This is a genomic window from Nocardia sp. bgisy134, assembly GCF_057708325.1.
The window spans coordinates 148,951-163,911 of the sequence record NZ_JBYIRW010000007.1 but is presented as its reverse complement, the minus strand read 5'-3'; the positions used below and the strand labels follow the sequence as shown (position 1 = coordinate 163,911).

Sequence of the window (14,961 nt, the reverse complement as noted above, 5' to 3'; positions counted from 1 at the left end):
GGGTGTACCGGTCAGATGTCCGCGATGGCGGCCAGCGGCGGGGTGCGCGCGGCCCGGATACCCGGCCACAAGGCGGCGAGGACGCCGACGACGGCCGAGGAGATCAGCACCAGGGTCAGCTGGCCCCACGGGATGTCGATCTGGTCGATGCCCAAATCCCGTAGCGTACGCAGGAATCCGACGCCGAGACCGATGCCGAGGATCACCCCGACGAGGGCGCCGAACACCGCGATCAGCATCGACTCGAGGTAGATCGTGCGACGCACCTGCGAGCGCATGGCGCCGACCGCGCGCAGCATGCCGATCTCCCTGCGCCGCTCCACCACCGAGAGCGCCAGCGTGTTGATGATGCCGAGGATCGCGATCACCACGGCCAGCGCGAGCAGGCCGTAGAGGATGGCGAGCAGGGTGTTGATCTGACGGCCCTGCGCGCCCTTGAACTGCTCGCGGTCCTGCACCTGGACCACCGCGAACTGATCGGTCGCGTTCTCCAGGTCGGTGCGCATCTTCGCCAGGTCGGCGCCCGGCTTCGCGGTGACGAGCACGTAGAAGTTGTTCCGGAACGCGGGCGGGGTCACCTCTTCGAAGATCTTGGGCGGCACCACCAGACCGGCGAGCAACGGCGTGTTCTTGTAGACGCCCACGATGGTGACGGGGACCTTCTGGTTCCGGTCCAGTGTGGTCAGCTCGATCTGCTGACCCGCCCGCCAACCGTGCTCGGACGCCTCCTCTTTCGAGACCAGGATGTCGCGCTCGCCGAGCGCGTCGGTGCCCTCCAGAATCTCGTAGTTCAGGGCCCGGTCGATCGGGCCGTCGGGCGCGACGCCCTGCATCCGATCGTCACCGGCCTGCACGGCCACGCCGCGGAAGCCGATCACCTCGTCCGCCTCCGGCACCGCGGCGCGTACCGCGTCGGGCACTCCGAGCGGCAAGCCGAGCAGCTGCTGCTGCGGGCCCGAGAGCACGTACTCGGACTCGACACCCTTGTCGACGAGCACCCCGATACTGGCCTTGGCCGACGAGCCGAGCATGCCGATGGCCGACACCAGCATCAGGCCGAGGGTGAGCGCGAAAGCCGTCGCGGCCGTGCGGCGCGGGTTGCGCACGGCGTTGTTGCGCGCCATTCGTCCGATCGGCCCGAACGGACGAATCAGCATCCCGAGGCCGCCGACCACCGGGCGGGAGATCGCGGGCGCGGCGAGCAGCACGGCCAGGATGAGCGCCAGCGCGCCGACACCGACGGTCGCCGCCGCGCTGCCTCCGGTCGAGCGGGCGCCGAGCGCCACGAGCACCACGCCGAGGACCGCGAGCGCCGCGCCGACCGCGGTGCGAATCCGCAACGACTCTCCCGCGGACGCGAATTCCTCGCGCATCGCCTCCACCGGCGGGATCTTCGCCGCCCGGCGAGCGGGCGCGTAGGCGCTGATCACGGTGACGACGAGACCGACGAGCAGCGCGACCACCGCCGTGCGCGGCAGCACCGCCATGGAACCGGTGGGCAGGCCGAGGTCGAAGGCGTTGAGCACCGCGGAGAGCCCGAACGCGAGGCCGATGCCCGCCGCCAGGCCGAGCGCGCTGCCGAGCAGGCCGATGACCAGCGCCTCGGCCACCACCGAGCCGCCGACCTGCGCGCTGCTCGCGCCGACCGCGCGCAGCAACGCCAGCTCGCGCAGCCGCTGCGCGACGATCATCGAGAAGGTGTTGTAGATGATGAACGTGCCGACGATCAGCGCGATCGCGCCGAACGCGAGCAGGAAGTAGTTGATGAAGTTCAGCGCCTGGGAGACTTGGGCTTTCAGGTCCGCGCGCACCTGCTCGCCGTTCTGCACCTTGAAGCCGGGCAGCGTCGCGGCGATGCGGTCGCGCAGCTCGTCGCCCGAACCTTCCGCCGCGATATCGATGAAGGCCACGTGCGAGCCGTCGGTGAACAACTGGCGGGCCTGCGCGTCGGAGAACAGCACGCCGATGAAACCGCCCGTATCGGAGGGCACCTCGTAGATACCGGTGACGGTCACGTCGAGCACCGGACGCTGCTGGGTGCTCTGGGACGGGATCAGGATCTTGGTCTTGTCCCCGATCTTCAACCCGGCGCGCTCCGCGCCGCCGCTGTTGAGAGCGATCTCTCCTGCGGCCGCGGGCGGCACGCCCTCGAGGAAGGTCTCCGGCTCGGCGACCGCGCGCTCCGGCGGGATGTAGGACTGGCCCCAACTCGGCGCGCCACCGGTCTGCACGGGCTTCTTGCCCTCGGGGTCGAGCACCACGAGCGGACCCTGCACGCTGGGCGCGACCGCGCGCACGCCCTCCATCTGCGAGACCATGTCCACCACGCCGAGCGGAACGCCGAAGGACTGCTGCTCCTTCGGGCTCACCCGCACGTCGACGCCCTTGGCCTGGCTGGCGAACAGGCCGTCGAACGTGCGCTGCAAAGTGTCGGTGAAGACGAACGATCCGGCGATGAAGGCGGTGCCGAGCACCACCGAGAGCAGCGTCAACGCCAGCCGGACCTTGTGCGCGGCGAGGTTGCGCAGCGCGACCTTCCGCATCGGACTGCCCGACGTCGTACTCACGCCTGCTCCAGCGACTTCATCCGGTCCAGCACCGATTGCGGGGTGGGATCGCGCAATTCGGACACGATGCGGCCGTCGGCGAGGAAGATCACTCGGTCGGCGAAGGACGCCGCGTGCGGCTCGTGGGTGACGATCACGACCGTCTGGCCGAACTCGTCCACCGCGGCGCGCAGGATCGACAGCACCTCCTCCGAGGCGCGCGAATCCAGGTTGCCGGTCGGCTCGTCGCCGAAGATGATCTCGGGTTTGCCCGCAAGCGCCCGCGCGCAGGCCACCCGCTGCTGCTGGCCGCCGGACAGCTCGCTGGGCCGATGGTCGAGCCGGTCGCCGAGGCCGAGCCGCTTGATCACCGTGTCCAGCCAGTCCTGGTCGGCCTTGCGGCCCGCGATATCCAGCGGCAGCGTGATGTTCTCCAGCGCGGTGAGCGTCGGCACCAGGTTGAACGCCTGGAAGACGAAGCCGATGCGGTCGCGGCGCAGGCGGGTCATCTGCTTGTCGCCGAGGTCGGTCAGATCGGTGTCACCGATCCGCACCGTGCCCGCGCTGGCGCTGTCGAGTCCCGCGAGGCAGTGCATCAGGGTCGACTTGCCGGAGCCCGACGGCCCCATGATCGCGGTGAACTCTCGCCTCGCAAACTCGACAGTCACCCCGTCCAGCGCCCTGACCTGGGTATCTCCGGAGCCGTACAGCTTGGACAGGTCGACGGCACGAGCAGCCACCTCGGGCGTGGCCACCGTCTCGGCGGCATCGGTCCCCACAGCTTGCGAAGTCATGTCCTCCAGTTTGTCTGCCAACCCCGCCCCGCGCCATCAGGGATTCCCCCGAATCCCCTGGTCGTACTCCGAGTCCGCGCGACCGGTCAGCCCAGGGGCGCGGACCGCCACCACTTCTTCAGCTCGTCGAAACTGCTGGTGCCCGCGCTGTAGAGGAGGTAGGACGACCGATCCGGGTCATCGAGGAAGGTCGTCGCCATCTTCGGCCCGGCGTAACAGCACGCGTACAGCTCGTAGCTCGTGTACCGGACACCGTCGTTGACGTCGGTGAATTCTTTCTTCGACCCCAGCCCGTCGACGGCCGAGCGGACGTCCTTCGCGTTGCGGTAGCCGAAGACGACGAACCCCGACTCGCGGAAGGTGAAGCCGCCGCACAGCCACGCGCCTGTCCACTTGCCGAGGTCGAGGTCCGGGAAGTCCGAACGCTTCTCGCCGCGCGGGTCGACGCGGACGCACTTGTCGCCGTTGTAGATCGTGCCGCCGTCCTCGGCCGGGAGCAGATTCGGGAAGGCACGGCTCATGGCCTCGTACGGCGGCGCGACATCCTCGCTTCGGTTGATCAGCCCGACGCCGACGACTGCGGCGATCACCAGAACCAGCGCCGCACCGCCCGCGGCGAGCAGCAGCGCGGTGTTGGAACGCCGCGGCGGCGGGTATCCCGCAGGGCCGACCTGCTGGGGATAGCCCGGCGGTAAACCGGACTGCGGATAGTCGGCCGGCAGCGGTCCCGACTGCGGATAACCGGGCACCGAATTCGGTTGCCCGGGCGCCACGCCCGGCTGCGGATAACCCGGTGGCGCAGCGCTCGGCGAATACCCGTGCGGCTGTGGTCCGTGTGGCTGCAATGCTCCCCCTCCATCGAACGATCAACCGGGACCTTAGCGCCGACGTTCGCGGTCCGCCTATTTCAGGATCAGGAGCGCGGATTTCTCTATGCGGTCGGCGATTTCGGAGTACGAGGCGTAGCCCATGCCCGCGCGGACGAGCGCGCCCGCGTAGAGGAGTTCGAGTGATTCGACGACGTCGGCGTCGGCGTCGGGACCGAGCGCGCGCAGGATGCGTTTGCGGATCTCGGCGCCGATGCGGTCGCGCAGGTGCGCTACGTCGGGGTCGCGGCCGAGCAGGGCGCTGGTGACGGCGCCGGAGAGCTCCTGTTCGTCGGCGACGAGCATGGCGATATTGCGCAGTTCGGCGACGACACGGGCATGGGGGTCGTCGGACTCGCTCGCCGGGGACGGCGAGGCGACCAGGCGACGCCAGAAGATCTCCGCGACCAGGTGTTCCTTGGAGGAGAAATAGGTGTAGGCGGTGGCGGTGCCGACCCCGGCGGCCGCGGCGACCAACCGGATGGTCATACCGGCGAAGCCCTCGCGGGCCAGCACCTCCACCGCCGCCTTGGTGAGCTTGTCGACAGTGTCGGCCTGTTTCCCGCTGAGGCGACGCCGGGTCGCCTCCAGCATGATGGAATCACCTTCGGACATGTGTCCAGACACTATCAGCCCTCCGTTAATTCTTGGCGGCTGCCACCCCGGCCCGGCGGCCGTAGAAGCTGCCGTCGCCGAGCGAAGCCCCGCTGACGTATCCGCCCGCGCACAGCCCCGAGGTGCAGCGCCCCGCGGCGTACAGTCCGGCGATCGGCTCACCGGAGACGTGCAACACCCGCGAGTCCAGATCGGTGCGCAGCCCGCCGAGGGTGAAACCCGCCGTGAAGTTGCGCATGTCGAAAGCCGCCAACGGCGTGCCGATCAGGCGCACCCATTCCGGTTTCTTGCCGAGCAGCGGATCCTTGCCGTCGGCCGCGTGCCGGTTGTAGGTCTCGACGGTGGATTGAAGCGCCTTCTCCGGCAGACCCATCTCCGCCTCGAGCTCGGCGACCGATTCCGCCGCCCAGGTCGGCGGCTGCCGGAAGAACGGCGTCGCGGTCACCGTCTTCAGCGCCTCCTCGTAGGAGGCCTCGTCGATCACCAGATACGCCTGGTTCTCCTGCTGGATCAGCGTGGCCTGCCCGATCCGGCCGGGATAGGTGTCCTCCGGGATGTAGCGCTGGCCACGCCCGTTCACCAGGATGCCGCGCACCAGCAGCTGCGGGTCGCCGAAGAACGCGACCTCGGTGGCGTCCATGTGGGCCAGATCCGCGCCGAGCGCCTGCGCCACCCGGATGCCGATGCCGTCGTGCTCCTCGATGGCGGCGGCGGGCCTGCCGATCAGGCGCGGCGCGTACCCCTCCACCATCTGTGCGGCGTAGGCGAAGCTGCCGGTGGCGAGCACGACGCCGCGTTCGGCGCGCACCGCGATCTCCTTGCCGAAGTGCGCGGCGACCACGCCGACCACCCGATCGTCGTCGTCCACGATCAGCCGCCGGATGCGAGTGTCGTATTCGACTCGTACGCCGAGGCTTTCGGCGGTCTCGGCCAGTGGCTTCATGAGCATGTAGCCGCCGCTGCGCTGACCGATCCGTTTGTCGGCGTACTGCGGAACATGTCCGCGCGGCGCGGGCGTCGCCAGTGCGTTGAAGGGCGCGGCGTTCTCGCCGCCGGAGTACATCAGACCCTCGTCGTGCGGCGGCTCCCAGCCGGGTTCGCCCCAGAACGCCTCGCGGAACGGCACGCCGCACGCGACCAGCCAGTTGTAGTGCTCGACGCTGTTGCGGCAGTAATCGCCGATCTTGGCCGCGTCGACGCCTGGCCCGAGCGCGGCGAGCAGGAACTTCTCCATGTTCTCCGGGCTGTCCTCGAAGCCGAGGGCCCGTTGCAGCAGCGTGCCGCCGCCGAGGTAGATGAACCCGCCCGCCATCGCCGCCGCGCCGCCCCACCCGCCGGAGCGTTCCAGGATCAGCACCTCGGCGCCTGCTCGCGCGGCCTCGATGGCGGCGCACACGCCTGCGATGCCGTACCCCGCGACGACGACATCGGCGGCGTGGCCCCATTCGGAGACCTCGCTGACACGCAGTGGACGGATGGACTTGGCGTCAGTCATTTATTCGCTTCCTCGGGCTGTCAGGCGTTCTCGGGCTGGTCGGCGGCGGCGCGGGCGGCCTTCTTCTGCTGCGCCACGATTGTTCCCACCAGCAGGTCCAATTTGGTGCCGTTCGGCCAACCCACGTAATGGCACAGGAACAGCGCGATCTCGTGCAGTTGCTCGTCGGTGAGTTCGCCGTTGCGCAACGCGGCGCCGATCTGGATGCCCGCGGTGTCCATCAACCCCTGCGCGGTCAGCGCGCCGAGCAGCAGCAGGCGGCGGTCGCGCACGGTCAGGCCGGGGCGCGACCACACGTTCGCGAAGAGGTGATCGGCGGTCATCGCGAAGTGGTCGCCGGGGTAATCCTGGAATTCGGTGCCGTAGACCTCGGCCATCTTGGCCAGCCCGCGCTGACGGACGGTGTCCGGCGAGCCATTGTCGTTGTCGCTCATGCCTGCACCTCGCTGGCGCTCGGCTCCGGCATGCGCGAAGCGCACTGGCACACGATTCGCTCACTACGTTCGCTCATGCCTGCACCTCGCTGACGCTCGGCTCCGGCATGCGCGAAGCGCACTGGCACACGATTCGCTCACTACGTTCGCTCATGCCTGCACCTCGCTGACGCTCGGCTCCGGCATGCGCGAAGCGCACTGGCACATGAATCGCTCACTTCGTTCGCTCATGAATTCCGCCTTTCGAAGGTGTTGCCGCCGACGCCGAGACCGGGTCCGAGGCGCTCGAGCGCCAGGCGGGCCAGCGGCAAGTCGAGATCCAGCCGGTCGCCGAGTTCGAGCGCCAGGCCGAGATCCTTCTCGCCGAGGTCACGTACGTGGGCCAGGATGGGCAGCCAGAAATCGTCCGGTTCGATCGGCGCGGTGCGATCGCGCAGCATGATGGCGCCGGGGCCGCCGGTGACCGCGTCGGAGTGCCGGACGATCTTGCCCAGCGTCGTGATGTCGAGTCCCGCGGCCTCGGCGAGCCGTTGCGCCTCGGTCGCCGCGCTGAAGGCGACGAAATGCAAGAGGTTGCGCGCCAGCTTCATTCGCGTCCCCGCGCCGACCTCTCCCGCGTGCACGACGAGGTCGGCGAAGCAGCCGAAGGGCTCGCGCACCCGCTCGAAGGCCGCCGCGCTACCGCCGACCATGACCGCGAGCCGACCCAGTTTCGCGCCGGGCGCGCCGCCGCTGATGGGCGCGTCGACCAGGTCGAGCCCGCGCTCGGCGCAGGTGACCGACAGCTCCTCGGCCGTCCGGTCGGCGATCGTGGAGTGCACCGCGATCACGGTTCCCGGCGCGGCGACGCCCGACAACTCGGTGACCACGGCGCGCACCTGCGCGTCGTCCAGCACCGCGACGGAGACGACGTCGGCCGCCGCGGCGACCCGCGCGATCGAATCCGCCACCGCCGCACCCGCTTCGGCGAACGGCTGCACCGCCTCGGGCCTGGTGTCGCACACCGTGAGCCCGCCCGGCCAGGTCAGCAGCCGGTGGGCCATCGGCGCGCCCATGTTGCCGAGCCCGATGAATCCGACGCGTAGCGGTGCGTTCATGAGCGGAAGATCTGTCCGCCGTCGACATTGAAGATCTGCCCGGTGACCCACGCCGCGTCATCGGAGAGCAGGTACAGGCAGGCGCCGACGAGATCCTGCGGCGTGCCCATGCGTTTGAGCGGCAGCCGCTTGATCATGTCGTCCACGATGACGCCCGGCGTCACCGTCTTGGTCGCCTCGGTGTCGATGGGCCCCGGCGCGATGGCATTGATCCGGATCTTCGAAGCGCCCAGTTCGAAGGCCAGTTGCTGGGTGAGTCCGTTGACGCCGACCTTGGCCAGGCCGTAGAAGCCGGAGTACACCCAGGCGGCGGTGGACGACTGGTTGACGATCGAGCCGCCGCCCGCGCGGACCAGGTGCTGGAACACGGCCCTGGTCATGTTGAGCGCGCCGTCCATGTTCACCGACATGAACTTCTTGTAGTAGTCCCACGGCACGGTGAGCAGCAGGTCGAGTTTCATCTCGCCGTAGATGGCGGCGTTGTTGACCAGGTGGTTGATCGCGCCGAACTCGCCGACGGTGAATTCGGCCAGCGCCGTGGCGGATTCGGGTTCGGCGACGTCGACCTCGCCGAACACCGCGGTGCCGCCCGCCGCCGCGATCTCGGCGGCGACGGTCTTGCCGCGCTCGACATTACGGTCGGCCACAACGACTTTCGCGCCCTCCTCCGCGAGCGCCTTGGCGTAGGCCGCGCCGATGCCCTGCGCGGCGCCGGTGACGATGACGGATCTTCCTGTGAATCGCCCCATGGGGTCGGCTCCTCCACATCTCTGCCGATCGGATTGCGGTCCGGCGGGTTTCAGCCCGCGGCGGCGATCAGCTTGGTTTCCAGGTATTCCTCGAAGCCGGCCACGCCCATCTCGCGGCCGATGCCGGACTGCTTGTAGCCGCCGAACGGCGCGTCGGCGGAGTACCAGACGCCGCCGTTGACGCTGAGCGTGCCGGTGCGCACGCCCTCGGTGACGCGCCGGATCCGCTCGGGATCGACGCCCCACACCGAGCCGGACAACCCGTAGGGGGAATCGTTGGCGATGCGGATGGCGTCCTCGTCGCCGTCGTGCGCGATGATCACCAGCACCGGTCCGAAGATCTCCTCGCGCGCGACGGTCGCGCTGTTGGGCAGGTCGGCGATCAGCGTCGGCTCGACGAACCAGCCGCGCTCCCGGCCCGCGGGCCTGCCGCCGCCGACCACGATCCGCCCGCCCTCGGCCCGCGCCGTGTCCAGGTAGCCGAGCACCCGATCACGTTGGCGACGCGAGATGAGCGGCCCGCAGACGGTGCCGGGATCGGTGGGATCGCCCGGCTTCATCCGGCCCATGGCGGCGGCGGCCACCTGCACCGCCTCGTCGTAGGCCGCGCGCGGCACCAGCAGCCGGGTGGTGAGCGCGCACCCCTGTCCGGCATGGACGCACACCGAAAACGCCGCGACGCCAACGGCTCCGGCGAGATCGGCGTCGTCGAGCACGATGAACGCGGACTTGCCGCCCAGCTCGAGGAAGGTCTTCTTCAGTGTGGGCGCGGCGGCGGCCATCACCAGCCTGCCGGTCTGCGTCGAACCGGTAAAGCTGATCAGATCCACCCGCGGGTCCACCGAAAGGCGCGCGCCCAGACCATGATCGGACGAGGTTACGATGTTCACCACGCCGGGCGGGATGTCGGTCTGTTCGGCGATGATCGCGCCGACCGCCGCCGCGCACCACGGCGTATCGGGAGCGGGCTTGAGCACCACCGTGTTTCCCGCCGCGAGCGCGGGACCCAGCTTGGCGAAACCGATCTGGTGCGGGAAGTTCCACGGAATGATCGCGCCCACCACGCCGACCGGTTCGCGGCGCAGTGTCCGGCGCGTCTTGATGCCCATCGGCGCCGCGACGCCGAGATCCGTTTCCCACTTGTAGTTCTCGGCCAGCCCCGCCGCGAACGCCAGATCCGCGATCGGCCCTTCCAACTGCGGACCCCTGGTGAGCATGACGGGGGCGCCCGCCTCGGCGACGGTGATTTCGCGCAGCGCCTCGACCTCGCCCTGCAACGCGACCCGCAGCTGTTCCAGGCAGCGAGCGCGGAAGGCGTGGTCACGGGACCACGCGGTGTCGTCGAACGCGGTGCGCGCGGCGGCGATCGCGGCGTCCATATCGGCGGCGTCCGCGTTCGCGGCGACTCCGACGACCTCCTCGGTCGCGGGATTCACCGTCTCGAACACGCCGTCGCCGCCCTGGCGGAGCTTGCCGTCGATCAACAGACGCGCACCGTCGGCGGGCAGGAGACTGCTCATGGTTGCTCCGATACTGTCTGGACAGGTGTACGGAATATAGTCCAGTCGCACTCTGGCACGCAAGAACATGTTTCACTATCAACGACCGGACAGGTGCGGGATCGGACCGCGAATGTCACCGATCCGTTGTCTCGATATGCGAGCACTGGTACTGTCCAGACACATGTCCAGCTATGTGTCTTCGCGGACGGCGCTCAGCTCTGTCCAGCGCGAGAACTCGTTACGGATCAATCGGAGATCACCATGACGCCGGCCTCGCTGGAACCGCTGACCTTCGACCCGTACGACTACCGCTTCCACGACGATCCGTACCCCACCTACCGGCGGCTGCGGACCGAGGCGCCGCTCTATCACAATCCCGACCTGGACTTCTGGGCGCTCTCCCGGCACGCCGACGTGATCGCCGGATTCCGCGATGCGGCCCGGCTCTCCAGCGCCAACGGCGTCTCGCTGGACCCGGCCGCATGGGGCCCGCACGCACACCGGGTGATGTCCTTCCTCGCCATGGACGACCCCCGGCACATGCGGATGCGCAAGCTGGTCTACAAGGGTTTCACCCCGCGCCGGGTCGCGGAGATGGAAGACCGCATCCGCGAGATCACCCTCGGCTATCTGGAGCCCGCGCTGGCGCGCGAAACCTTCGACTGGATCGAGGATTTCGCGGGCAAGCTGCCGATGGACGTGATCTCGGAGCTGATGGGCGTCCCCGAACAGGACCGCGCCGAGATCCGCCGCTTCGCCGATCTCGTCGTGCACCGCGAAGACGGCGTGCTCGACGTGCCGATGGCCGCGGTGGACGCCTCGCTCGAGCTGTTCGGGTACTACACCGACCTGGTCGCCGAGCGCCGCAGCGCACCAGGCGACGATCTGGTCTCCGCGTTGCTCGACGCCGACATGGACGGCGATCGGCTCAGCGATCAGGAAATCATCGGCTTCATGTTCCTGATGGTGGTGGCGGGCAACGAGACCACCACCAAACTGCTCGGCAACGCCCTGTACTGGGCGGCACGCCATCCCGGCGAATACGCGAAGGTGGCGGCCGAGCCCGGCCTGGTGCCGGACTGGGTGGAGGAGACGCTGCGCTACGACACCTCCAGCCAGATCGTGGCCCGCACCGCCGTCGTCGATCTCGACTACTACGGCGCGACGATCCCGGCGGGCGCGAAGGTGCTGCTGCTGATCGGGTCGGCCAACCGCGATTCCGCGGCCTTCGACGACGCCGACACCTACCGCATCGACCGGCCGGACAAGGGCAAGCTCGCCAGTTTCGGTGCGGGCGTGCACTTCTGCCTCGGCGCGCACCTGGCGCGTCTGGAAGCCGTTGTGGCGCTTCGCGAATTCGCCGCCCGGGTACCCGCCTACCGCGTCCTCGACAGCGGCATCGTGCGCGTGCACTCGACCAACGTCCGCGGCTTCGCCGCCCTTCCCCTAGTAGTGGAGAGCTAGATGCCCCGTTACGAACCCCACCCTGCCCGCAGGCCCTCGCTGATCGCGGGCGCGTCCTCCGGCATCGGCGCCGCGACCGCGCTCGCGCTCGCCGAGCTCGGTCATCCGGTCGCGCTCGGCGCGCGGCGCGTCGATCTCTGCGAAGAACTCGCGGCCAAGATTCGCGCCGACGGCGGCACCGCCTTCGCCCACCGGCTCGACGTCACCGACGCGGATTCGGTCGACGAGTTCGTCACCGCCGCCGAGCGCGAACTCGGCCCCCTCGAGATCCTGGTGTCCGGCGCGGGCGACATCGAATTCTCGCTGGTGCAGGAGATGGATCCGGAACGATTCCTGCGCCAGGTCGAGGTGCACCTGGTCGGTGCGCAGCGGCTGGTGCACCGCGTGCTGCCCGGCATGCTCGCCAGGCGGCGCGGTGACGTGGTGCTCATCGGGTCCGACTGCGCGCCCGAGCCCAGGCCGCGCACCGGCGCGTACAGCGCGGCCAAGGCCGGACTGGAGGCGATGGCGGTGCAGTTGCGAATGGAGTTGGAGGGCACCGGCATTCGAGCCTCGGTGGTGCGACCCGGCCCGACGCTGACCAACATGGGCATGAACTCCACACCGGAGGTCGTCGGACCACTGCTCGAGGACTGGAAGGCGTGGGGTTTCGCTAGGCACCCGCACATGCTGCGAGCGAGCGATCTCGCGGCGGCGGTGCTGGCCGTGGTGTCGGCGCCACGCGGGGCGCACCTGGTGCTCGTCGAGGTGCAGCCCGAGGCGCCGCTGCGTCCGATGCCGAGCGCTACAGAGCCCAACCCCTAGCGCCGCGCCGAAGTCCGAGCGCCGCCGCGCCGAATTCCCAGCGCCGCCGCGCCAACATTGCAGCGCCGCTGCCCGATCACGAAGAACCCTGCGTGAGACAATAGTAACGTGTTCTAATTCCATACCGAGGGACGCGCCCGACGCACCGCGGGCGCGCGTCGCAATCGCACGCCTTGGAGACACCCGATGAGCGAACGAAGTGAGCGATTCATGTGCCAGCGCGCATCGCGCATGCCGGAACCGAGCGTCAGCGAGGTGCAGGCATGAGCGAACGAAGTGAGCGATTCATGTGCCAGCGCGCATCGCGCATGCCGGAGCCGAGCGTCAGCGAGGTGCAGGCATGAGCACTACCCACGCCACGGACCGGACGACGGCGACTCTGCCGCCCCGGATCACCGCGGAGCTGATAGCGCGACTGACCGGCATGGTCGCCGCCGAGTCCGGCGCGCACGGCCGCGCGCCGTTCCCGATGACCGAGGTCTACACCGGAGCCCACGTCGGCGACCTGCCGCAATCCCGGCCCGAGGACATCACCGAGGCCTTCGCCGTCGCCCGCGCGGCGCAGCGGGAGTGGGCGAGCTGGCCGTTGCGCCGCAGGCTCGCGGTGTTCGAGCGGGCGCACGAGCTGATCCTGCGGGAGGGCGAGACGATCGCCGACCTCATCCAGATCGGCTGCGGCAAGACCCGGCGCATGGCACTCGAGGAATCCTGCGACGTACCGATGGTCATCAGCCACTACCTGAAGACCGCGCGCCGGGTGCTGCGGCCACGGCGGCGCGGCGGCCCGATCCCGCTGGTGACCACCTCGTTCGAGGAGCACCGGCCCAAGGGCGCGGTCGCGGTGATCGCGCCGTGGAACTTCCCCTTCGCCATCGCGCTCTCCGATTCGGTGCCCGCCCTCATCGCGGGCAACGCCGTGGTGCTCAAGCCGGACAACAAGACCGCGCTGTGCGCGCTGTTCGGCGTCGAACTGCTGTATCGGGCGGGCTTGCCGCGCGGGCTGTTCCAGGTCGTCTGCGGCACCGGCCCCGACGTCGGGCCCACGCTGATCGGCGGCTCAGATTTCGTCATGTTCACCGGTTCCACCGCCACCGGGCGGGTGGTCGGCGAGCAGGCGGGCCGCCACCTCATCGGATGCAGCCTCGAACTCGGCGGCAAGAATCCGATGATCGTGCTGGACGACGCGAATCTCGACGAGGCGGTCGCGGGCGCGGTCTTCGCGGTATTCGCCAACTCCGGCCAGGCTTGTATGCACATCGAGCGGATTTACGTGCATGAGCGGATCCACGACGAATTCCTGCGCCGCCTGGTCGCCGCGGCCGAGGATCTCGGATCCAAGATCGGCGCCGCCTACGACTACGCGCCGGAATTCGGCTCCCTCGTCTCGGCCGACCAGCTGGCCAGGGTGGCCGAGCACGTGGCGGACGCGCGCGCCAAGGGCGCGACCGTGCACACCGGCGGCCGGGCCCGCCCCGACATCGGACCGGCCTTCTACGAGCCGACCGTGTTGACCGGCGTCACACCCGAGATGGCCCACGCGAAGGCGGAGACCTTCGGACCGGTGGTGAGCGTCTATCCGTTCCGCGACGAAGCCGAGGCCGTCCGCCTCGCCAACGACACCGACTACGGGCTCAACGCCAGCGTGTGGACGGGCGATCTGGCCAGGGGCAGGCGGATCGCGGGCCGGCTCGAGTCGGGCAATATCAATGTCAACGACGGCTTCGTCACCACCTACGCCGCCAAGGCCACGCCGTCGGGCGGGGTGAAGCAGTCCGGGGTCGGCACCAGGCACGGCGACCAGGGCTTGCTGAAGTACACCGACACGGTGAACATCGGCGTGGTGAAACGCCAGGTCCTGGCCGCCCGCGCCGGAATGCCCTACGAGAAGCAGGTCAAGACCACCCTCACCACACTGCGGTTGATGCGGCGAACGCGGCTGCGCTGACCCGGACCCGGCCGCGCCGGACGACCCTGTACGCCGGGGTCGTCCGCCGCGCCGATCCGGTAGCGTGGCGCTCGGGGTGGACCCACCGAATCACAGAATTGGCAGGTGCGAGACGAGTGAGCATTCGGGATATTCCGCTACAGACCCTGACCGGTGCGCCGACGACGCTGGCCGAGCTGGCCGGTGACAAGGCGGTGCTGCTGGTCAACGTGGCGTCCAAATGCGGTCTGACACCGCAGTACTCGGCGCTGGTCGACCTGCAGCGGACGTACGGCGGGCGCGGGTTCACCGTGATCGGCGTGCCGTGCAACCAGTTCATGGGCCAGGAACCCGGTTCGGCCGAGGAGATCCAGGAGTTCTGCTCCACCACCTACGGCGTCGACTTCCCGCTGCTGGAGAAGGCCGAGGTGAACGGCGAGAACCGACACCCGCTCTACCAGGAGCTGGTCGAGACCGCCGACGCCGAGGGCGCGGCGGGCGACATCCAGTGGAACTTCGAGAAGTTCCTCATCGACCGGGACGGCAAGGTGGCGGCACGGTTCCGCCCTACCGTGAAACCCGAAGACCCGACCGTCGTTTCGGCCATCGAAGCGGCGCTCTAGAACCTGTTGCGCGCGGCCCGCTTTCGCGGGCTGCGCACCTCATCGGAT

Annotated in this window: 13 protein-coding genes; 4 read left to right on the top strand and 9 right to left on the bottom strand. The window is 69.3% G+C overall.

What is annotated here, in order from left to right; genetic code table 11:
- Positions 1–11 precede the first annotated feature (11 nt).
- The 9 genes from AC3ERS_RS14920 to AC3ERS_RS14880 all read right to left on the bottom strand — a co-directional run bounded on the left by AC3ERS_RS14920 (position 12) and on the right by AC3ERS_RS14880 (position 10,116).
- The gene (locus AC3ERS_RS14920) at positions 12–2,543 is read right to left on the bottom strand and encodes an ABC transporter permease (protein ID WP_431967979.1); all 2,532 of its coding nucleotides are present in this window, start codon (positions 2,541–2,543) and stop codon (positions 12–14) included.
- A 20-nt stretch (positions 2,544–2,563) separates the two neighbouring features.
- Positions 2,564–3,340, bottom strand: a complete 777-nt coding sequence (locus tag AC3ERS_RS14915) for an ABC transporter ATP-binding protein (protein ID WP_431967731.1) — start codon at positions 3,338–3,340, stop codon at positions 2,564–2,566.
- Between the two features lie 86 nt (positions 3,341–3,426).
- Positions 3,427–4,113 carry a hypothetical protein gene (locus tag AC3ERS_RS14910; protein ID WP_488186844.1) on the bottom strand — a complete coding sequence of 229 codons (687 nt, stop codon included), beginning with the start codon at positions 4,111–4,113 and terminating at the stop codon, positions 3,427–3,429.
- Positions 4,114–4,242: 129 nt separating this feature from the next.
- A complete protein-coding gene (locus AC3ERS_RS14905) occupies positions 4,243–4,821 on the bottom strand; it encodes a TetR/AcrR family transcriptional regulator (protein WP_431967727.1) in 579 nt (192 codons plus the stop codon).
- A 25-nt stretch (positions 4,822–4,846) separates the two neighbouring features.
- Positions 4,847–6,316 carry an FAD-dependent oxidoreductase gene (locus AC3ERS_RS14900; protein ID WP_431967725.1) on the bottom strand — a complete coding sequence of 490 codons (1,470 nt, stop codon included), beginning with the start codon at positions 6,314–6,316 and terminating at the stop codon, positions 4,847–4,849.
- A gap of 20 nt (positions 6,317–6,336) precedes the next feature.
- Complete coding sequence (locus tag AC3ERS_RS14895) at positions 6,337–6,750, bottom strand: carboxymuconolactone decarboxylase family protein (RefSeq protein WP_431967723.1); 414 nt, start codon at positions 6,748–6,750, stop codon at positions 6,337–6,339.
- Positions 6,751–6,977: 227 nt separating this feature from the next.
- On the bottom strand, positions 6,978–7,847 hold the full coding sequence (locus AC3ERS_RS14890; RefSeq protein WP_431967721.1) for an NAD(P)-dependent oxidoreductase: 870 nt from the start codon (positions 7,845–7,847) through the stop codon (positions 6,978–6,980).
- Positions 7,844–8,596, bottom strand: a complete 753-nt coding sequence (locus AC3ERS_RS14885) for an SDR family oxidoreductase (RefSeq protein WP_431967719.1) — start codon at positions 8,594–8,596, stop codon at positions 7,844–7,846. The genes AC3ERS_RS14890 and AC3ERS_RS14885 overlap by 4 nt, the downstream gene beginning before the upstream one ends.
- Positions 8,597–8,646: 50 nt before the next feature.
- Positions 8,647–10,116 (bottom strand): aldehyde dehydrogenase, encoded by a 1,470-nt coding sequence (locus AC3ERS_RS14880; RefSeq protein ID WP_431967717.1) that lies wholly within the window; start codon positions 10,114–10,116, stop codon positions 8,647–8,649.
- A gap of 243 nt (positions 10,117–10,359) precedes the next feature.
- Here AC3ERS_RS14880 and AC3ERS_RS14875 point away from each other — a divergent pair, with 243 nt between their 5' ends.
- From AC3ERS_RS14875 to AC3ERS_RS14860, 4 genes are all read left to right on the top strand, one after another.
- Complete coding sequence (locus tag AC3ERS_RS14875; protein ID WP_431967715.1) at positions 10,360–11,562, top strand: cytochrome P450; 1,203 nt, start codon at positions 10,360–10,362, stop codon at positions 11,560–11,562.
- Positions 11,563–12,366: an SDR family oxidoreductase gene (locus tag AC3ERS_RS14870; protein ID WP_431967713.1), complete on the top strand. Its 804-nt coding sequence runs from the start codon at positions 11,563–11,565 to the stop codon at positions 12,364–12,366.
- A 340-nt stretch (positions 12,367–12,706) separates the two neighbouring features.
- Positions 12,707–14,311 carry a succinic semialdehyde dehydrogenase gene (locus tag AC3ERS_RS14865; protein ID WP_431967711.1) on the top strand — a complete coding sequence of 535 codons (1,605 nt, stop codon included), beginning with the start codon at positions 12,707–12,709 and terminating at the stop codon, positions 14,309–14,311.
- Positions 14,312–14,427: 116 nt separating this feature from the next.
- Positions 14,428–14,913 carry a glutathione peroxidase gene (locus tag AC3ERS_RS14860; protein ID WP_431967709.1) on the top strand — a complete coding sequence of 162 codons (486 nt, stop codon included), beginning with the start codon at positions 14,428–14,430 and terminating at the stop codon, positions 14,911–14,913.
- Positions 14,914–14,961: the final 48 nt, after the last annotated feature.